The 19520-nt window shown below is 54.2% G+C and carries 23 protein-coding genes and 1 riboswitch; of the genes, 19 read left to right on the forward strand and 4 right to left on the reverse strand.

The window, feature by feature from the left end; all coding sequences use genetic code 11:
* Positions 1–6 precede the first annotated feature (6 nt).
* Entirely contained in the window at positions 7–780 is a 774-nt protein-coding gene (locus ACFQPC_RS01665) for a sulfite exporter TauE/SafE family protein (protein ID WP_012080304.1), read from the reverse strand.
* A gap of 158 nt (positions 781–938) precedes the next feature.
* Between ACFQPC_RS01665 and ACFQPC_RS01670 the strand changes: the two genes are divergently transcribed.
* The 6 genes from ACFQPC_RS01670 to ACFQPC_RS01695 all read left to right on the forward strand — a co-directional run bounded on the left by ACFQPC_RS01670 (position 939) and on the right by ACFQPC_RS01695 (position 5129).
* Positions 939–1880 (forward strand): CysB family HTH-type transcriptional regulator, encoded by a 942-nt coding sequence (locus ACFQPC_RS01670; protein ID WP_382269911.1) that lies wholly within the window; start codon positions 939–941, stop codon positions 1878–1880.
* 38 nt (positions 1881–1918) lie between these two features.
* Positions 1919–2575 (forward strand): class I SAM-dependent methyltransferase, encoded by a 657-nt coding sequence (locus ACFQPC_RS01675; protein ID WP_382269912.1) that lies wholly within the window; start codon positions 1919–1921, stop codon positions 2573–2575.
* 28 nt (positions 2576–2603) lie between these two features.
* Positions 2604–2855: a hypothetical protein gene (locus ACFQPC_RS01680; protein WP_382269913.1), complete on the forward strand. Its 252-nt coding sequence runs from the start codon at positions 2604–2606 to the stop codon at positions 2853–2855.
* A 14-nt stretch (positions 2856–2869) separates the two neighbouring features.
* Positions 2870–3223: a DUF6572 domain-containing protein gene (locus tag ACFQPC_RS01685; RefSeq protein WP_382269914.1), complete on the forward strand. Its 354-nt coding sequence runs from the start codon at positions 2870–2872 to the stop codon at positions 3221–3223.
* 217 nt (positions 3224–3440) lie between these two features.
* A complete protein-coding gene (locus tag ACFQPC_RS01690; protein ID WP_382269915.1) occupies positions 3441–4424 on the forward strand; it encodes a Bug family tripartite tricarboxylate transporter substrate binding protein in 984 nt (327 codons plus the stop codon).
* Between the two features lie 183 nt (positions 4425–4607).
* A complete protein-coding gene (locus ACFQPC_RS01695; RefSeq protein WP_382269916.1) occupies positions 4608–5129 on the forward strand; it encodes an arsinothricin resistance N-acetyltransferase ArsN1 family B in 522 nt (173 codons plus the stop codon).
* A 14-nt stretch (positions 5130–5143) separates the two neighbouring features.
* Here ACFQPC_RS01695 and xth read toward each other — a convergent pair whose 3' ends face one another.
* Positions 5144–5908, reverse strand: a complete 765-nt coding sequence (gene xth / locus ACFQPC_RS01700) for an exodeoxyribonuclease III (protein WP_382269917.1) — start codon at positions 5906–5908, stop codon at positions 5144–5146.
* A gap of 206 nt (positions 5909–6114) precedes the next feature.
* Positions 6115–6237, forward strand: a riboswitch (ZMP/ZTP riboswitch).
* 150 nt (positions 6238–6387) lie between these two features.
* Between xth and glyA the strand changes: the two genes are divergently transcribed.
* The 13 genes from glyA to ACFQPC_RS01765 all read left to right on the forward strand — a co-directional run bounded on the left by glyA (position 6388) and on the right by ACFQPC_RS01765 (position 17481).
* The gene (gene glyA, locus ACFQPC_RS01705; protein ID WP_012080296.1) at positions 6388–7632 is read left to right on the forward strand and encodes a serine hydroxymethyltransferase; all 1245 of its coding nucleotides are present in this window, start codon (positions 6388–6390) and stop codon (positions 7630–7632) included.
* Positions 7633–7831: 199 nt separating this feature from the next.
* Positions 7832–8299 carry a transcriptional regulator NrdR gene (gene nrdR / locus ACFQPC_RS01710; RefSeq protein ID WP_012080295.1) on the forward strand — a complete coding sequence of 156 codons (468 nt, stop codon included), beginning with the start codon at positions 7832–7834 and terminating at the stop codon, positions 8297–8299.
* Positions 8296–8652 (forward strand): DUF1801 domain-containing protein, encoded by a 357-nt coding sequence (locus tag ACFQPC_RS01715; RefSeq protein WP_382269918.1) that lies wholly within the window; start codon positions 8296–8298, stop codon positions 8650–8652. Before nrdR ends, ACFQPC_RS01715 begins: the two co-directional genes overlap by 4 nt.
* 32 nt (positions 8653–8684) lie before the next feature.
* Positions 8685–9566, forward strand: coding sequence for an EamA family transporter (locus ACFQPC_RS01720; protein WP_382269919.1), 882 nt, complete (start codon positions 8685–8687; stop codon positions 9564–9566).
* A 157-nt stretch (positions 9567–9723) separates the two neighbouring features.
* Complete coding sequence (gene pilV / locus ACFQPC_RS01725; protein WP_382269920.1) at positions 9724–10218, forward strand: type IV pilus modification protein PilV; 495 nt, start codon at positions 9724–9726, stop codon at positions 10216–10218.
* On the forward strand, positions 10215–11174 hold the full coding sequence (locus tag ACFQPC_RS01730) for a PilW family protein (protein ID WP_382269921.1): 960 nt from the start codon (positions 10215–10217) through the stop codon (positions 11172–11174). The genes pilV and ACFQPC_RS01730 overlap by 4 nt, the downstream gene beginning before the upstream one ends.
* Positions 11171–11917, forward strand: a complete 747-nt coding sequence (locus ACFQPC_RS01735) for a pilus assembly PilX family protein (RefSeq protein WP_382269922.1) — start codon at positions 11171–11173, stop codon at positions 11915–11917. Before ACFQPC_RS01730 ends, ACFQPC_RS01735 begins: the two co-directional genes overlap by 4 nt.
* A complete protein-coding gene (locus tag ACFQPC_RS01740; protein ID WP_382269923.1) occupies positions 11908–12348 on the forward strand; it encodes a type IV pilin protein in 441 nt (146 codons plus the stop codon). Before ACFQPC_RS01735 ends, ACFQPC_RS01740 begins: the two co-directional genes overlap by 10 nt.
* A 4-nt stretch (positions 12349–12352) precedes the next feature.
* Positions 12353–12880 (forward strand): GspH/FimT family pseudopilin, encoded by a 528-nt coding sequence (locus ACFQPC_RS01745; protein WP_382269924.1) that lies wholly within the window; start codon positions 12353–12355, stop codon positions 12878–12880.
* A 51-nt stretch (positions 12881–12931) separates the two neighbouring features.
* Positions 12932–14023, forward strand: coding sequence for a bifunctional diaminohydroxyphosphoribosylaminopyrimidine deaminase/5-amino-6-(5-phosphoribosylamino)uracil reductase RibD (gene ribD / locus ACFQPC_RS01750; protein ID WP_382269925.1), 1092 nt, complete (start codon positions 12932–12934; stop codon positions 14021–14023).
* Positions 14024–14040: 17 nt separating this feature from the next.
* Positions 14041–14652, forward strand: coding sequence for a riboflavin synthase (locus tag ACFQPC_RS01755; RefSeq protein WP_382269926.1), 612 nt, complete (start codon positions 14041–14043; stop codon positions 14650–14652).
* A gap of 252 nt (positions 14653–14904) precedes the next feature.
* Positions 14905–16092: a BamA/TamA family outer membrane protein gene (locus tag ACFQPC_RS01760; protein WP_382269927.1), complete on the forward strand. Its 1188-nt coding sequence runs from the start codon at positions 14905–14907 to the stop codon at positions 16090–16092.
* 414 nt (positions 16093–16506) lie between these two features.
* Positions 16507–17481 (forward strand): tetratricopeptide repeat protein, encoded by a 975-nt coding sequence (locus ACFQPC_RS01765; protein WP_382269928.1) that lies wholly within the window; start codon positions 16507–16509, stop codon positions 17479–17481.
* 37 nt (positions 17482–17518) lie between these two features.
* Here ACFQPC_RS01765 and ACFQPC_RS01770 read toward each other — a convergent pair whose 3' ends face one another.
* Complete coding sequence (locus ACFQPC_RS01770; RefSeq protein WP_382269929.1) at positions 17519–18265, reverse strand: MgtC/SapB family protein; 747 nt, start codon at positions 18263–18265, stop codon at positions 17519–17521.
* Between the two features lie 31 nt (positions 18266–18296).
* Positions 18297–19499, reverse strand: a complete 1203-nt coding sequence (locus ACFQPC_RS01775) for a DUF2252 domain-containing protein (RefSeq protein ID WP_382269930.1) — start codon at positions 19497–19499, stop codon at positions 18297–18299.
* Positions 19500–19520: the final 21 nt, after the last annotated feature.

The following is a 19520-nucleotide window of genomic DNA, read 5'->3' on the forward strand; positions in this document are numbered from 1 at the left end:
AATTCCTTAATAAACTAACTTGAAGGCAACGGTTGTCAGCGTGGTGGCCAACAGAACGCGCAATACTTTTTCCGGTATGGCTCGTGACGCCAGCGATCCCAGGGTGATGCCCGGCACGGAGCCCAGCAACAGCATGGCCAGTAATTCCCAATGGATCGATCCGAGCCACCAGTGGCCGAGGGCCGCAATCGCGGTCAAAGGCACTGCATAGGCAATGTCGGTACCGGCAATTTCAGCCGGTGTCAGGCGTGGATAAAGCAGAACCAGTATGGTGGCGCCGATTGCTCCGGCGCCAATAGACGAGATTGTAACCAATGTACCGAGAATTGCACCCGAAACTATGGTCGCTGTGACCAGTTTTTTGCCATGGAACTGACGGTTCGGATGGGCGCTCATCCAGTTTTGCAGGCGGGTACGGAAAATCAGTGCGATCACGGTCAGCATGACGGAACCGGCGATCGAATAACGGATGACCTGGCCGATTTCCTTGTCGAGGCCGCCCAGGTACTTCAAGACGAGTGTGGTCAGCACGGCAGCCGGCAAGGCGCCTATGCACAGTTGTTTGACGATATTCCAGTGCACATTGCCCTTGTAACGATGGGCAAAGGTACCGGCGATTTTGGTGGTGGAGGCGAAGGCGAGGTCGGTCCCGACCGCTACCGTCGGCGAGACGCCAAACAGCAGGGTCAGCAGCGGTGTCATCAGGGAGCCGCCGCCGACACCGGTCAAACCGACCAGTAAACCGACAGCAAAACCTGAAACAATATAAGTAACCGACATAAGACCTCGCGCAAAGTAGGGCGAATAGTAATAAACTTGAGCCTTATTCCAAACTACTTACTAATTATTTGCTTATATGCTTTTTTGGTATAAGCAATAATGAAAAATGACGGGGACGCGCAAATGCGTGTTTTCAGTCGAAAACATGAGGGGAAGACATGAATCTTCATCAACTTCGCTTCGTTCGGGAAGCAGTGCGGCAGAACTTTAATTTGACCGAAGCTGCCAAGGCACTGTTTACCTCTCAACCGGGTGTCTCCAAAGCAATTATTGAGTTGGAAGAAGAGCTGGGCGTGGATATTTTTTCCCGTCACGGCAAGCGGATCCGCGGCCTGACCGAGCCGGGACGGGCGGTTTTGAAGTCGGTTGAGCTGATCATGCAGGAAATTGACGGCCTCAAACGCATAGGCAATGAATTTGCCGCACACGACAGCGGCAGCTTTACGATAGCGACCACCCACACGCAGGCGCGTTATTCGCTGCCGAAGGTGGTGCAGGCGTTTACGCAGAAATTCCCGAAGGTAAGATTGTCTTTATTGCAAGGCAATCCGAAGCAGGTCGCCGATATGGTGCTGATGGACCAGGCCGACCTGGCGATTGCGACGGAATCGATCGCCAGCATCGACGGCCTGATTTCCTTGCCCTGTTACCAGTGGGAGCATCAGGTGGTGGTGCCGGTCGACCATCCCTTGCTCAAATCGAAGTCGATTACGCTGGAAGAGTTGACCGCCTACCCGCTGATTACCTATGACAGCGCGTTTGCCGGTCGCAACAAGATAGACCATGCCTTTGCGCTACGTAACCTGAAGCCGGATATCCTGCTGGAAGCGATTGATGCCGATGTGATCAAAACTTATGTCGAACTCGGCATGGGCATAGGTATCATCGCCGGCATGGCCTTTGATGCGGAGCGCGACAAGAACCTGCGCGCGATTCCGGCCGGACACTTGTTCGGTACCAATGTGTCACGCGTGGCGCTGAAGCAGGGCGCATACTTGCGTAGCTATGTATTTACATTTATCGAATTGCTGACGCCTACCCTCAACCGCAAACTGGTCGAGCAGGTATTGAACGGCGAAAAAGATATGTATGAACTTTGAATGAGTATTCACTATTTTGAACTGGAAGCAGAAGCAGCATGATTAAACCGGTAAACACCGATATGGCCGAGTACTACGCGGTCCGCAATAACTTCGATGAAGAAGATATTGAAAACCCGGATGGCGCTGATGCGCTGGACGACATCATGGACAATTTGCGTACCCTGATGACAGACCAGCACGTGCTGGAACTCGCTTGTGGCGATGGTTACTGGACCGATGAGCTGGCCGAATACGCGGCTTCGGTACTGGCGACCGACATCAACCCGAGTTTGCTGGAACAGGCTAAAACCCGCGAGTTGCCGGAAGATGTCGTGCAGTTTGCAGTTGCTGACGCGATGGATCCCAAGGTCGAAGGCGAGTTCACAGCCTGCTTCGCCGGTTTTTGGTGGTCGCACGTACGACGCCAGGACCAGGCCGAAGTCATAGCGCGTATCCGCAAGATCATAGGCGAGAACGGTTTGCTGGTATTGGTCGACAATGCACAAGTCGATACCGAAAAAACCGTGATTGCGCGTACCGACCTGGAAGGCAATACCTACCAGATCCATGCTGCACCGAATGGTGAGCGTTACGAAATCCTGAAGAATTACTATACCAACAGCACCTTGCGCAAACGTCTGGGCCCCTTGTTGAAAGATATGCGGGTTCACCATTCTGAACATTACTGGATGCTGACCGCGCGCCTGCGCTAAGTCGTCCGTTGTCATTGCCGAGGAGTGTATGAGATCAACCAGAGCCACTGCCGCAGTTGAACGACTGAAAGAACGGAGCGGAAATGAGCACTATGCGATGGTGCGTACTTCCGAAGAATTGTTTTACCTGGTCGATAACGCCGGCGATAAACCGGTGACCGTCAGCGAACGCTTACCGCTCGATGAATTTGTTACCTTCGTCAAGGCCTACGGCCCGCAAAAACCGCGGCGCCAGACCAAATCCGATATCGCGTTTGAAAAGCAATTGGTCAAACGCTGAGGCTTTAACGCGCGATGACGGTAGAGCAAAGCGAACTGATAGATACGGTCAGCCTGGATCTGGCGACCGCTACCTGCACCCTTGGCATCCTTGACGACCTGGTGTGGGACGATGCGCATTTGCAGCTGTTACAAGCCAAGCTGAACAGCTATTTACGCTTTATTGAAAGCGGCGAAATCTACGTGCAATATCCGGCGGCGCAAGGGCTGGATTTTGCAATTGAGATACTCTGCATCTATGCACCCGGCATCACAGCGAATTTGTTTCTCGCGAGGGCAGAGAATATCGTCAATGAAGCGGGTTACCTGTTGCGCGTGGGGCCGCTGGGTTCCGACTATGCGGATGATGCCGTTTCAAATTCACTGTAAGTTTCGGGTAAGTATTTTCAGCGATAAAGAGCGGGATATTAGTCGCATATACACTGCGTAAAAATCGTTATGAGGATTCCGAATGAGGTATCCTTCCTTCCCTGGGCGCAATATCCGTCGCCTTTGCCCTTAGCGATTCCGGTTCTGTGTGCTTGTCGGTGTTTCGGCAAGATCGCAATCCCTGAAGCGTGATTTACTTTTCTATAAGGATTGAATGATGAGACAACTATCCCGCGGCAGCAAAATACTCCTGTGCGCATTTGCCGCAGCAGCGAGTTTTTCTGTTAACGCCCTGGCCCAAAGCTGGCCAAACTCGACGGTAACGGTCGTGGTGCCTTGGCCACCAGGCGGTCCATCTGACATCGCTGCACGTCCTGTTGCGAAACGCCTGACCGAAGACCTCGGCCATCCGTTCGTGATCGACAACCGTGGCGGTGGCGGCGGCAACATCGGTAGTGCAGCGGTGGCACGTGCGCCGGCAGACGGCAACACACTGTTGATTACCTCCAGCGCTCCGATTGTTATCAATCCTAGCCTGTACAAAAAAATGACCTTCGATCCGAGCAAGGATCTGGTGCCTATCACCAACCTGCTGCGCGTACCGCTGGTGCTGGTGGCTAACCCATCCGTACCTGCCAACAATTTGAAAGAATTGATGGCTTACATCAAGGCGCAAAAAGGCCAGTTCTCCTACGCTTCGGCTGGTTCGGGCACACCACAGCACATGACCGGTGAATTGTTCAAGAGCGTCACCAAGCTGGAAATGACGCACGTTCCTTACAAAGGTTCGGCTCCTGCCATTTCCGATTTGCTCGGTGGCCACGTTCCTGTGATGTTCGACAGCATGATCGCGATCATGCCGCACATTAAGAGCGGTAAGGTAAAAGCGATTGCAGTTTCCGGCGCACAACGTTCGCCGCAATTGCCTGACGTGCCAACCTTCGCTGAAGCAGGTTTGCCTGCTGTGGTTTCCTACGCATGGTACGGTTTCTTCGCACCAGCCGGCACACCAAAAGCAATCGTCAACAAGATCAATGCTGAAACCCAGAAGATCATGAAAGAGCCAGCATTCCAAAAAATCCTGGCAGATACCGGCTCTGATTACGTTGGCGACAGCCCTGAAAACTTCGCTGCCTTCGTAAAAGAAGAATCGGTTAAATGGGCGAAAGTCGTGAAAGAAAGCGGCGCAACCGTAGACTGATGATGGTCTGCAATCCGGCCTGAGCCGGATTGCATGACTGCCTTGCCGCCCTGTGATGGACGGCAAAAAATAAAAAGCCTCGTCCGATGACGGGGCTTTTTTTATGGACTCTGCCTGCGTGCATTGAAGCTTGTTGCCGCTACTTTGGTTACACTACAAATATCTTATTTTCCGAAGCCCACCATGCCTGAAGCCATACGCCTGGCGACCGTCAACGATGCCGCAGCCATCTGTCATATCTATAACCATTACGTGCTTAATACCGTCATCAGTTTTGAGATGGAAGCGGTCAGTGCGGATGAAATGGCCTTGCGTATAGAAGAAACGCTGCAGCAATTTCCTTGGCTGGTATATGAAGAGGATGGACGTATCCTCGGTTATGCCTACGCCAGCAAATGGAAGGTGAGGAAGGCCTATCAACACTCGGTCGAAGGTTCGGTCTACCTGGGACAGGATAGCGGCGGCAAAGGCCTGGGCACGCTCTTATACAAAGCACTGATTGCCGAACTGGCCAAGCAGTCGGTGCATGCGGTATTGGGTGGCATTGTCTTGCCCAATCCGGGTAGCGTGGCGCTGCATGAAAAACTGGGCTTTGTAAAAGTGGCGCACTTGCCGCAGATAGGCAAAAAGTTTGATCAGTGGCTGGATGTCGGTTACTGGCAACTCATACTCCAGGCAGACGAGACTTTAACTCCATCTGCCTGAAGCGGTAGTGATCCTTAGTCCAGCGTTGCAATCACCGGGGTGTGGTCGGATGGTTGTTCCCATTTGCGCGGTACCTTGTCGATCACGCAGGCGGTGCAGCGTTTGGCCAGGGACGGCGACAACAGGATGTGATCAATGCGCAAGCCGCGATTGAGGCGGAAGCCCATCTGGCGGTAATCCCACCAGCTATAAAGTTTTTCCGGTTGCTCGAACATGCGGAAAGCATCGGTGAAGCCCATTTCCTGCATGCGCACGAAAGCGGCACGCTCCGGTTCCGATACCAGCACCTGGCCTTGCCATGCGACCGGATCATGCACATCGCGGTCTTCCGGGGCGATGTTGTAGTCGCCGAGCAGCGCGACGTTTTCATGCTGCTTCAATTCATGCGCGAGCAATTCATGCAAGCCTGCCAGCCAACGCAATTTGTATTGGTATTTATCCGATTCCAATGACTGCCCATTCGGGATATAAGCGCAGATGATGCGCACGCCCTGGATCGTGCCGATGATGATGCGTTGATGTTCATCGTCAAACAGTGGATTGTTTTTCACCACATCATCAATCGGGTGGCGCGACAGGATGGCGACGCCGTTATAGGTTTTTTGCCCGGTGTACACGACGTGGTAACCGGCGGCTTCAATTTCCGCCAGTGGGAATTTTTCATCGACGGTTTTGGTTTCCTGCAGGCACAGCACATCGACCGGATTGTCTGTCAGCCATTGCAAGACTTGCGGCAGGCGGACTTTGAGTGAGTTGACGTTCCAGGTGGCGATTTTCATATTGTGCGGCAATCCATTCGTGATGCGGGTGGGTGGCATGGCTGGGGAAGAGGGACATTCCTTCCTGCCAGACTTTGCGGATGCAGAATTGTATCAGTGCCGTCATGGGTGGCGGGGAGGGCCTGGATATTGTCATTTGTTTATCGTCTGTGAACAAGTGTGCTGCTTGCCGAAAACAGGCGCTTGTCGTAGAATCCTTGCACCATTTCGTCTCACGTGACTGGCGAATCCGACTGGTTTTCCTGCTGTTTATAGGTAAATTACGTCGTAAGGTGGGCTTACCCACCGTGAAGCGTGAGATTTCATTGCCGTGCGCCTGGGTAGCCCGAATGGAGAGTACGACTGAGGCTGCCTGTCAATTCCGTTTCCGGCCTCCTCATTCGATCCCAGGTAGTGTTGTATTGGCAAGTCGTGACTTTGTCGCGGTTTGTGTTCGATATTAGCTTCCTGCCCATTTTTTTGAACGATTGGAGTGATTCATGTTTTCAAAAGACCAGACCCTCGCAAAAACAGACGCAGAACTGTGGTCGGCCATCCAGAAGGAAAATACCCGTCAGCAAGAGCACATCGAGCTGATCGCATCCGAGAACTACACGTCGCCGGCGGTAATGGAAGCGCAAGGCACGCAACTGACCAATAAATACGCCGAAGGTTATCCGGGCAAGCGTTACTACGGTGGTTGCGAATATGTAGATATCGTCGAGCAACTGGCGATCGACCGCCTCAAGCAGCTGTACGGCGCCGATGCGGCCAACGTACAACCTAACTCCGGTTCGCAAGCCAACCAGGGCGTGTTTCTGGCAGTCCTGAAACCAGGCGACACTATCATGGGTATGTCGCTGGCCGAAGGCGGTCACCTGACGCACGGCATGGCATTGAATATGTCGGGCAAATGGTTCAACGTTGTTTCCTACGGCCTGAACGACAAGGAAGAAATCGATTACGACGCGATGGAACGCCTGGCACGTGAACACAAGCCGAAGCTGATCATCGCCGGTGCATCCGCTTACGCATTGCGCATCGACTTCGAACGCTTCGCCAAAATCGCCAAGGAAATCGGCGCTTACTTCATGGTCGACATGGCGCACTACGCCGGTTTGATCGCAGCAGGCGAATACCCGAATCCGGTGCCATTCGCAGACTTCGTTACTTCGACTACGCATAAATCGTTGCGCGGTCCACGTGGCGGCTTCATCCTGATGAAAGCCGAACACGAAAAAATCATCAACTCGGCGATCTTCCCGGGCTTGCAAGGCGGTCCTTTGATGCACGTGATTGCCGGTAAAGCGGTGGCGTTCAAGGAAGCACTGGCACCTGAGTTCAAAACCTACCAGCAACAAGTCGTGAAAAACGCCGACGCATTGGCGAAGGCATTGATCGCACGTGGTTTGCGTATCGTTTCCAACCGTACCGAATCGCATGTGATGCTGGTTGATTTGCGCGCGAAGAAGATTACCGGTAAAGACGCAGAAAACCTGCTCGGTTCCGCGCACATTACCTGCAACAAGAATGCGATCCCTAACGATCCGGAAAAACCATTCGTCACCTCGGGCATCCGTCTCGGCAGCCCGGCCATGACGACCCGTGGTTTCAAGGAAGCGGAAGCGACCAAAGTCGGTAACCTGATCGCCGATGTATTGGAAAATCCTAACGATGCCGCGACCATCGAACGCGTCAAGGCTGAAGTGAAAAAGCTGACGGATGCATTCCCGGTCTACGGTTGAGTATTTTGATTTAAAGTTTGTGTAGTGGTACAGCGCCCTTCGGCAGCATGAAGGGCGCTACAAAATGGCCTTGTCGGGATAATTGTTCCGGACAAGGCCATTTTGGGATGTTGGCTTAAGTAGTATAGCTATTTGTCCGGCATAATTTGCCGACGAACAATTTTTGCTGACGTAATGACCTTGAAGGCCAGGCACCGCGATGAAATGTCCTTTTTGCCAGCACGACGATACCCAGGTCCTCGACACACGTGTCTCCGAGGAAGGCGATAGCATTCGCCGGCGCCGCCGTTGCACCAGCTGCGACAAGCGCTTCACGACCTACGAACGCATCGAACTGACGATGCCGGTGGTGGTAAAGAAGAATGGCAGCCGTACCGATTTTGATCCAAAGAAATTGCAGGGCAGCTTGCAACTGGCCTTGCGCAAGCGTCCGGTTTCCGCAGAAGCGGTCGATGCCGCCATCCATCGTATAGAACAAAAGCTGCTGTCCAGCGGCGAGCGCGAAGTCATCTCCGGCCAGATCGGTGAACTGGTCATGCGTGAATTGCAGCGCCTCGACAAGATTGCCTATATCCGCTTCGCTTCGGTTTACAAGAGCTTTGAAGACGTCGCCGAATTCCAGGATGCAATTGCCGAAGTAGGGCGCGAGCGCAAACCGGCGAAATGACGGACGCAAGGGTCGAACAGCTGCTCAATGATATTCGCCTGGTTAATCCCGAGCGTCATGAACTGGTAGCGGCAGCACGGCGCGTCATCTATACAGAAGTGAAACAGGCTTCCGAACGTGTGATGTACGGCGGCTTCATGTTTGCCGCGCCGAAAGACTTTTGCGGCGTATTTGCCTACGCCGAACACATCTCAATTGAATTCGGCCGCGGTTGTGATTTGCATGATGAGTGGCAGGTCCTTGAAGGCAAGGGCAAGCTGCGCCGTCATATCAAGATACACAGCCTGGCTGAGATCAAGAGCAAACATCTCGCGGCTTACATCAAACAGGCTTTTGAAAATGTGAATGCCTGATCGCCAGGCTTAGTCATTGCAGCAAATTTCCCATGTCTTTTTCCGCCCTCGCTCTACTCATCACTGCCGGTTTTATCCATGCCGGCTGGAATATTGTCGCCAAGCGTGCCGGTGGTGATGCGCGCTTTGCCTTATTCACCAGTCTCTTCCTTGCCCTGGTCTGGACCCCGCTTGGCGTAAGCCTGGCATGGAATGTAGTGCCGGGTTGGGGCTGGGACGAATGGATAGTGATCCTTGTCAGCGGTATCCTGCATGTCATTTATTACGTGGTGTTGCTACGCGGGTATCGCAAGGCAGACTTGACGGTTGTTTACCCACTGGCACGCGGTTCAGGTCCTTTGCTGTCATCGATGGCGGCACTGATGTTGCTGGGGGAGCATATATCGACACTCGGCATCGCGGGTATAGCTGGGGTTGTGCTGGGGGTATTCCTGATTGCCGGTGGTCCCAAACTTTTCCTTGCGGCCAGGGATCCGGTACAACGTAAACGGGTGCATGTCGGCATCTTCTACGGCTTGCTGACGGGGGCCTTCATTGCCAGTTATACCGTGGTGGATGGCTATGCGGTCAAGTTCATGCTGATGTCGCCGATCCTGATCGATTACATGGGGAATTTTATTCGTATCGTCATACTGGCTCCGACTTATTTTCAGGATCGCGCGACGGCAGCCAGCTTGTGGAAGAAGCAGTGGAAGTATGCATTGATCGTCGGTGCCATCAGTCCCGTATCCTATGTACTCGTGCTGTACGCGGTGAAGCTGGCTCCCTTGTCGCATGTGGCGCCAGCGCGTGAAGTATCCATGCTCTTTGCTGCCATTATCGGCGGTCACCTGTTGAAAGAAGGTGATCGCATTCAAAGGCTGATAGGCGCCATCTTTATTGCAGTCGGCGTGATCGCGCTGGCGATAGGCTGATTCCTTTTAAAACATTCCAGATTAAAAACGATTCCCCTGCTTTCGGGATGAATCCGGCCGCCTGAACGCTGTAATTCCCATATTGATGGGATACGAAGAAACCCATCGCCTTCACAGAATATCCGCTCGCATTCGAACGTTTCGACGGAGGGAAGGCATGACGACTTCTGCAGAAAACGGATTTTCATTGATGGAAGTCCTGGTTTCCATATTCGTACTGGCAGTTGGCGTAGTCGGTGCCGTCGGTATGCAATTGACTGCATTGCGCACGTCACAGCACTCCGCTTTGCAGACCAAGGCTTTGCACCTGGCTGTTGAAATGGCCGATGCGATGTCGGCGCATAGCGCAGCGACGCAAAGCAATCCTTACCTTGGCATTGATTATCCAGCGTCTGTTACCCATGTCGGTGAACCGGCCGGTTTCGACATCCAGTATTTTCTGCACCGCGTCGCGCAGGATTTTCCTGATGCGCGTCTTCGCATTTGCCGGGATGCACAGCCATGGGATAGCGCGCGGCGGCAGTACCGCTGGGATTGCATGCATGCTCCGAATGCCGCCATCGCAATCAAGATAGCGTGGGCGGGGAAAGAAGCAGATGCCGTGGCCCCTGCTCCTGTAGTCGTGCTGATGCTGGCATTGGGATCGACATGAAATCCGCCACCTGCCGGGAATACGAAACAGGTTTGACGATGATTGAACTCATGATCGCGCTGAGCCTGGGTTTGTTTGTCATCCTGAGTGCTACCGGTTTGCTCTTATCTGGGAAAGCCGCTTATCTGGCGCAGGATCAAAACGCACAGGTGCAGGAGACCGGGCCTTATGCGATTGAAATGTTGTCGCGCTCCATTCGCCAGGCCGGCTATGAAAACCGGGATGGCGACGGTACTCCGATCCGTCGCACGGCGGACTTCAGCCCCGACATCATGGGCATGGATGCGCGCAGCCTGAAACGGACTGGTCCGGCATTGGCGGAGGCGGCATCTTCGGCTACCGTGCATGGCAGCGATGTGTTGGCCCTGCGTTTCTTTGGTGATGGTGAAGTGATCGTCAATTGTGCCGGCTTGATTGTGCCTGCGCCCGCTTCGCAGCAACATGCGGATGAAGCACGCGGCTGGAGTATTTTCTATGTGGCGCGGGACAGTGGCGGTGAACCCGAATTGCGCTGCAAATATCGCTCGCAGAAGGGATGGAGCGCTGATGCGATTGCCCGTGGTGTTGAATCGTTCCAGGTTTTGTATGGTGTAGATGTTGATGGCGACGGGCTCGCAGATCGCTTTATCAATGCCAATGATCTCGATGCCCTCGATGATGCCATGCCGCTGACAGGTGAAAATGCGCTAGCCCGTGCAGCCGATAAAAATCGCAGGACATATTGGAAAAGGATACGTTCCATCAGGGTATCGCTGTTGATACGCAGCGAACAGACAGCCCGGACAGATGTGCCACGCGAGGTCCATTATTTATTCGGCAGGGCCTATGGGCGCTCCGATGATAAAGGTACGCGCATCGACGAGAAAAACCTGCCGCCTGCCGTGCAAAAGCGCATCAGGAAAGTGTTTACGCAAACCATATTGCTGCGTAACGATATTGGCGGCTCGGCACCATGAAGACATATCCACACCGATGCAGCAGGCTGCAAGTCGGCGCGACCTTGTTCACTACGCTCATCATGTTGCTACTGGTACTGTTGTTGGGAGTTGCCACGGCACAGATTGCGCTGCAGGGAGAAAAGACGGCGCGCAATGACAGGGACAGACTGATCGCTTTCCAGGCGGCGGAAGCAGCATTGCTTGATGCTGAACTGGATATCCGGCATTCACCTGATATCAGTGAATCGCGCAGCTATATTTTCTCTGCCGAGAGTAGTCCGGGCTTTCCCGAGACTGGTGATAGTTCCTGCGGCAGCGGCATACAGAACGTCTATCTGGGTTTGTGTCGCGCCATTGCAGATGGCAGGACACCGACCTGGAAGACTCTCGATTTTACCGATGATGCGCCGCTTACCGTGCATACCGTGGCTTATGGTCGTTTTACCGGGAATGCCTTTCCTTTTGGTGCGGGCTCTTTGCCAGCCAGGGCTCCACGCTATGCAATCGAATTACTGGACGATAAAAGTATTAGCCAATTCAGCGGCAAGCCGGCGTATTTCTATCGGGTGACGGCAATCGGCTTCGGCGCACGCGAGACTACCCAGGTAGTGCTGCAAACTGTTTATCGTAAATCACTACCTGCAGGTGCGTCCGTTATCCAGGCACCGCTGCGGGCTGGGCGGCTGAGCTGGCGCGAAATGATCAATTGGCCGGAATTGTCGCTTGTTGACAGAAAATGCCAGGGGCGGCGATGCGAGTGAACAGCGGTTTTACACTGATAGAAATAGTGGTAGCGCTGCTTATCGTTGCCTTGTTGGCGACCCTGGCGATTCCTTCGTATCAGAATGCAGTCATCAAGAGTAAGCGGGCGGAAGGGCGTGCCGCTTTGATGCGGTTGATGCAGCAGCAGGAACGTTATTATTCGGTACATACGACTTACTTGCCTTTCTCTGCGACTTCTGGCGATGAACATGAGCGGCAATTCAGTTGGTACTCCGGTACCAGTGAACAGAGCAGCTCCTATGAAATTAGTGCTGAAGCTTGTGACAGTAGCGGAATCCGTCATTGCATACGCCTGATGGCCCGACCCGGTACTGACAGGGTAGATGCGTCCTACCGCGATTTCGTGTGCGGCACCCTGACCCTCGATAGCCGTGGTGACAAATCCGCGGCTGCGAATGATTGCTGGTAAGGCGATGCAGCGTCATCCAGTGTCAGATGGACTCACGCTGATCGAGCTGCTGGTCATCCTGTCGATAAGCGCGGCGCTGCTGGCAGTCGCCATTCCCGGTTTTTCCAGCCTGATCCAAAGCCAGCGCCTGACGACGAGTAGCAATGCCTTGTTTATGGCGGTCAACATGGCGCGCTCTGAGGCGATCCATCGTGGGCGGCGGGTCGACTTGGTGCCGCTGGATGGGCGGCAATGGAGTAATGGCTGGCTGGTTTTTGTCGATGAAAACAATAACCAGCGGCCGGACCAGGACGAGCTGATCATCCATTCCTACCGTGCCAATATCCGGGATCTGCGTATCACGCCTCGCTTTAGCGATTCGAAAGTACAATATATCGCATTCAACGGTAGCGGCCGTAGCCGTAGCAATGCGGGTAAGCAGATCGCACAGTCCGGACATTGGTTGTTGGAACTGGGGCCACATTCGCGCAAGCTCGTCATCAACTTCCTGGGTCGGCCACGCGTTTGCAATCCGCGCAAGGCAGGCTGCTGAAGGCAAGCGGGCCGCTATCGATTAACGACTTCATCATTGGTAAAGACTCTCGTGGAAATTCATAGCGACGTACAGGGCATACGACTGGCATTGGAATTGGCTGCCAAGGGCATGTTCACGACCACACCCAATCCGCGCGTCGGTTGCGTCATCGTCAAGGAAAACAAAGTCATCGGTAGCGGTTATACGCAACCGGTCGGCCATGCGCATGCCGAAGTGCAGGCGCTCAATGATGCCGCAGATCGCGGCTTCGACGTCAGCGGCTCGACTGTCTATGTCACCCTGGAACCATGTAGCCATCACGGCCGTACACCGCCGTGTGCCGACGCCTTGATAAAAGCACGGGTGGCACGCGTGGTGGCGGCGATCGCCGATCCGAATCCGCTGGTTGCAGGGCAGGGCCTGGCACGGCTGGAAGCGGCTGGCATACAGGTCAGTTGCGGTGTACTGGAAGCGGAAGCACGGGAAATGAATATCGGCTTCCTGTCGCGCATGCAGCATGGCAAGCCGTGGGTGCGCATGAAGAGTGCGGCCAGCCTGGATGGCATGACCGCGCTGCATAATGGCATCAGCCAATGGATTACCGGTGACGAAGCGCGTGCGGATGGCCATTACTGGCGCGCCCGTGCCTGTGCGATCCTGACCGGTATCGGTACCATAATGGAAGATGATCCGCAATTGACGGTACGTGCCATCGATACACCGCGCCAGCCGCAACGCATCGTGATTGACAGCCATTTGCAGATTAGCCCGCATGCGCGTGTGCTGAGCGGTGGCGGTACGCTGATCGTGGCGGCGCAAGCCAATCCGGAAAAAGAAAAGCCACTGCGCGACCTGGGTCATGAAATCATTGTGTTGCCGAATCCCAGCGGCAAGGTTGACCTGGCGGCGTTGATGCAGGAACTGGGACGACGCCAGATCAATGAATTGCATGTAGAAGCAGGCTTTAAACTGAACGGCTCCTTGATACGCGAAGGCTGCGTCGATGAGTTGCTGGTGTATCTGGCGCCGACTTTATTGGGCGATGCGCAGCGCATGTTCAACCTGCCGCCGCTGGAGTCGCTGGAACATAAGAAAAACTTAACTTTCCATGAGGTCAAGCAGATCGGCGCCGATTTGCGTATCCTTGCTCGTTTCATCTAACTAATTTTCACGCAATCATGTTTACTGGAATCGTCGCTGCCATAGGCAAAATTACCCACATTACCCCGCTCGGCGATGCTGAAGCCGGACACCGCCTGACAGTCGATGCCGGTGGCTTGCCGCTGGCCGATGTTGCGCTCGGCGATTCGATCACGCTCAATGGTGCCTGCATGACGGTAGTCGCGAAGACGGACCAGCAGTTTGATGTCGATGTCTCGCGTGAAAGCCTGAATTGCACAGCCGGACTCGATGCCCTCGGTGAAGTGAACCTGGAAAAAGCCGTAACCCTGTCGGAACGCCTCGGCGGCCACCTGGTGTCCGGCCACGTCGACGGACTCGGTGTGGTCAGCAAGTTTGAACCGGTAGGTGAATCATGGCTGCTGGCAGTGACGGCACCAAAAGAGTTGGGCAAGTTTATCGCGGTCAAGGGATCTATCGTTATCAATGGCGTATCACTGACGGTGAATACCGTGGCCGATAGTACGGATGGCTGCACCTTCTCGGTCAACCTGATTCCGCATACGGTACAGGTCACGACGCTCAAGCATCTCAAGGTTGGCAGCAAGGTCAACCTCGAGATAGATTTGATTGCGCGTTATGTTGAGCGCATGTTGTCACAATCCAGATAAATCACTGCGTAAATTGAATCCATCAGGCCATGCTATTTCCAGTGTCGCTGGAATAGCAGGCTTGCCGGCAAAAATCATTTACTACGCTTTACCACCTTCCATCCTGCTAAATGCACCTTAGGGCATTTAGTCGCACCCTAAAGTACGATTGTCTCCCTTCCGTGCCTAGCAGAGCATGTATGTCCGTGCCTGGTCGTTTCATGCGCCAGCTTGATGTCATGTATTGCAGAAAAATATCGGAAGGTAGATCGCATGCAAGCTCACTTCGCTTTGCCATTCCGTACAAATGATAGCCAAGCCATGGGACGTGGCGTGCTGACAGCCATTGTTGTCGGCCTGCTTCTCGCTTTTGCGGCCGTACCGGAAGCACATGCCGATGACAAGCCCATCCAGTTTTTTGATCCGGGAGATGGCAAGCTGGACTTGAGTGACTTCCTGCTCAATCACAAGGGTGCGCTGGTCGTGCCGACCATCATTACAGAACCGGCGATAGGATATGGCCTGGGCATAGGCCTGGCATTTTTTTCACAATCAATTTCCGAAGCTGCGGCTGATGCCAAGAAAAGCGGTAAAGGCATGGCACCGCCGAATATGACGGTGCTGGGCGGCGCAAAAACAGAAAACGGCACCTGGGGTGCCGGCCTCGCGCACTTCCACACATGGGATGGGGATCGCTATCGCTACCTGGGTGCGATCGCCAAGATGGATGCGCAACTTGATTACTACGGCCAGTCCAATCGGCCACGTGGCTATGAACTTGACGGTGTGTTCTTCATGCAGCAATTGCTGGCACGGGTAGGTGATACGCCTTGGTATGTCGGTCCGCGCTATGTCTACTTCGATTCCAATACGCGCTTTACCGGTGAAGTCGCCAATGAACTCAATCTCCAGGGCAAGGACCTGAAGATAGGCAAGATGGGGCTGGTGGTCGATTACGATACCCGCGATAACATCTTCTATCCGAGTAGCGGTACTTACGCCGAGTTCGAGGCGCAATTCGCCCGCGGTGCGTTCGGCGGCAAGCAGGATTTCAATCAATATAATGCGCGTGGTTTTACCTGGCTGCCGATCTCCAAGAAATGGATACTCGGGCTGCGCGCTGACGGTCGTTTTTCCAGTGGCGATATTCCGTTTTACGCACAACCTTATGTCGATCTGCGCGGTGTCTCCAAAGGCCGTTACCAGGATCAGAATGCCGTCGTCACTGAAGTGGAATTGCGCTGGGACGTCACGCCGCGCTGGTCGGTGCTGGGCTTCACAGGCGTTGGCAAAGCGTATGGCAAGTGGAATGACTTTTCGAACGCATCGACCGCCGCCAGCGTGGGTGCGGGTTTCCGCTATCTGATCGCGCGCAAGCTGGGGCTTTCACTGGGTATCGATGTGGCGCGCAGCAGGACTGACAGCGCGTTTTATATCCAGGTCGGCAGTGCCTGGCACTGAACAGGAGCCAGCTGAGCAATCCGCCCGCATACTTTGGCCGGTGGGCTTATCCCGATGCGGCCTGTCAATACGCATAATTTCATCGACTGTACTTCGAAACAATTTGTACCCCCTTGTAACGTAACGGCGGAACATCATTGTCCTTATCAAAGTCCCAGGAAGGCAGGGTATCAGCAGGGTGATTATCCTAAGCTATTGTTTTTAAATAGTATTTCATCCATTCCCCTAGTAGGCCAAACCGCTCGCGCAATGAATTTGTAGCTGGCATGCAATGTGCAATCCTTCAATTGCACGCTGCTTTTGTCTGATACGCCAACTCATTTCAGCCAGCAGCCGCGTGTTGAATAAGTACAGCAGATTCAGACGGTTAAACATTTGACCGGGTGAAGCAGAACTGTTCAATGAGGGGGAAAGATGGGATTGATTTCCAAATTGCGTGCTGCCTTGGGCGGCGGCAAGTTTGCGGGTGAAAAAAATCGCAATGCCGTCCTGCAGGATCGCTGGCTGCAACTCACACATCCCTTGTTTGCCGGGCGGGCTTACTGTTCCCCGGATCAGCGTTGGGTCATGGGCTGCAAAGTCTTTGACAATGACAGCGGGAATGGCAGGCTGATCCTGGTTAATTATGAGTCGGATACAGTTGCGCACGAGCTGAACTCCTTCGCCCATCCGATGGGTGCGGCAGTTTCCAATACCGGGACTTATATCCTGGTCGATGCCGGATGCGGTTCAGAGCTGGAAGGTGCGCTGGTCGCAATTGATAGCCAGGGCAATGAACTCTATCGCAAGTGCTATCACGCCAATATTTTCAACATTGGTATTTCGGACTGCGGAAGATATGCAGCGGTACAAACAGCCAATGCCTTGAACGCCGATGCCGACCTGTTTGAGATCCTGGATATTAAACTGGGCCGGCTGGTATTTTCACGGTTGCCGGCAACCGGCTGGCCTGATCAATACACTTTTGATGTGGATGCCGCAGGTGAACTTGAAGCCGTCGGCGTAGTGCACAAATCCCTCGGACAATTTTTTTATTCAAGCCAGGGTGAATTCAGGGATCAGCAGTTATTTCAGGATGCGAGGCTGGGGATCGGACATTATGTGGCGAAGATATCCGCGGCGCGCGAATTGCTGCAGACCACCCCCACGGCGGATAACGCGATCATCGCCTTGTTCGCTGCCGATGAAGCGTTGCAGGAGGGCGCCGAAGACCGGGCCGACTGGGGTGCATTGGCGCATCGCATACGCGGCGAATCATATGAATTGCTCGGACAATTACCGGAAGCCATGGCCGCGTTCGAGCAAGCCCTGCGCCTGAATCCCAAAGTGGATACGCAAAACAGTGTGAGCTCTTTGCGCAAGAAGCTGGATACCAACAAGCTGGCTTAAGCTGGTCTTGCCATATGAAACGCGGACTTGCGCACGTTTACCCGCGTGCATGGGCCAGCTGGAATCCGGTCAGGTCCTTGATCTCTTCCAGTTTTTGCGTCAGGTGGGTAATTGCTTCGCCATGGCTGCGATCAATATCGATCGCAATAAAGCGCCATTCAATTTTTTGTTCCCGGCGACTGACAGAGAGCGAACGTTGTGCAATCTGGTAGCCGTTTTCTTGCGCGAACTGATACAGCATCGTGGTGGCGGGCGCGTGTTCGTGACTAAATTCCATCACCACCGCAATGCCTTCCTGTGCCGGCAGGGCGTTCTCCAGTTTGCCGCCGAAAGCCATGCAAATACTGGATAGCAGGGACAGGCCGACCGCCACCGGATACAGTTCAAGCCCTACCAGGATACCAATCGCCGATGAAGCCCAGATCGATGCCGCCGTTGTCAGGCCATGCGTTGAATATTGTTCATGTACGATCACACCGGCACCGAGGAAGCCGATGCCGGTGACGATCCCCTGTATCACCCGCGTGGGATCGGGGCCGACCACAGGAACAAACTGCGCACCGAACCAGACTTCCTGATGGCCAAGGATCGCAATCAAAGCGGCCGACGCCATGCACACTACGCCGTAGGTACGCATCCCCGCCGCATGGCCGTGATAAAAGCGCTCATAGCCAACGAGCGCGCCGAGCGCCAGGGCGACCAATAAAGTGACGACAAGGTGGAGGCTGGCGTCCAGGTGGGGACCTGACCAGTAAACCGAGAGGATTTGATCGAAGGAAGGCATAAGGTGGTCGGATAGGTCTATCGTTTAAAAGTCAAGCAAGGGTGAATATTCCATCATCATATGCTGTGCAATAGCTGCGCCAGTCTTCTTTTACCCGGGCCGCGAGTTCATGACATACCGGCAGCAGATTGGCCTGCCATTTCTTGCGTGCGGAAAAATCGATGAGTGCATCGGCAATTGCAGATCCTTGACGCCCCGCGCTGCGTAGCTGTGCCCACGCCAGGCACTGGCCCATAACCCGGACCACACCAAGTAAATGATCGAGGTGATGCTGCTGGCCTGTCAGTGGTACCCGGTCTTCGGTGGGCTGCAAGGCACGCAACACATAAGACTGACCCTGGATTTCAACCGCATGCAGGAAGGCGATGGAAACCGCCTGCATCCTTCTTTGCAAGCTGACGACGCGCTCCGCATGATTATTCCATTCAGGCTGCAGTTTTGGTAAATGTCTGGCGATGGACGAGGGCAGAGCCTGTTTTAGATCGAGTAAATAATTTTGCTCGGGTGAGCCTTTGCCTTCGACCAGGATGGCATAACGTGCCACACCCAGGCTGCCGGTACCGGCGACGCGACGGGCGATATCGATCGTCTTGTAAAAGCCGGGCTGGTCTTGCGCCTGCGCGAAGTCGTACATGAAACGATGGATCTGCTTGCGCTCCAGTTCGGAAATGGGTAGCAACTTCTTGCCATCGATACGGAAGCGCCGTTGTCCCTTGCTTTTCAGGGTTCTTTTGTTAAGGAAGTCGACACGCGAGCGCAGGCGTACCTGATCCAGTAACTGGCCGACCAGGCCGGATGCGGTTTCCCTTTCCACCCATCGACTTTTGCCGAGTCCCAGCGCATGGCTATAAGCATGCATGCATTCCTGGGCCAGCGTATGCGCATCCATGTTGGACAGGCCCAGCGATGGGACCCCGACCAGGATGCTGACCAGCAATCGGGATAGTTCCCACGGGACAGGAGCGAGCGCGGCTTCATCGAAATCATTGATATCGAAGTAGGCGAGTCGGTTGTCACCCTTATAGCTGCCAAAATTTTCGATATGCAAGTCGCCGCAAGACCATACCAATGGTGATGATTTGAACATCCCATCCTTCGGCAAGCGGTCATAGAACAGGTGGCAAGTCGCGCGTAAAAAGACAAATGGATCGGTGCGCATGGCAGCGTACTTCATCGCCAGTCGTTGCGGATCGCGTCCTTCATTGGCCTTGAGTATGCGGTTGATGACTTTCATGCGTCTGTCCTGACCCGATGG

The sequence above is a fragment of the Herminiimonas glaciei genome, from assembly GCF_042664955.1.
In the GTDB taxonomy this organism is placed as follows: Bacteria; Pseudomonadota; Gammaproteobacteria; order Burkholderiales; family Burkholderiaceae_D; genus Oxalicibacterium; species Oxalicibacterium glaciei.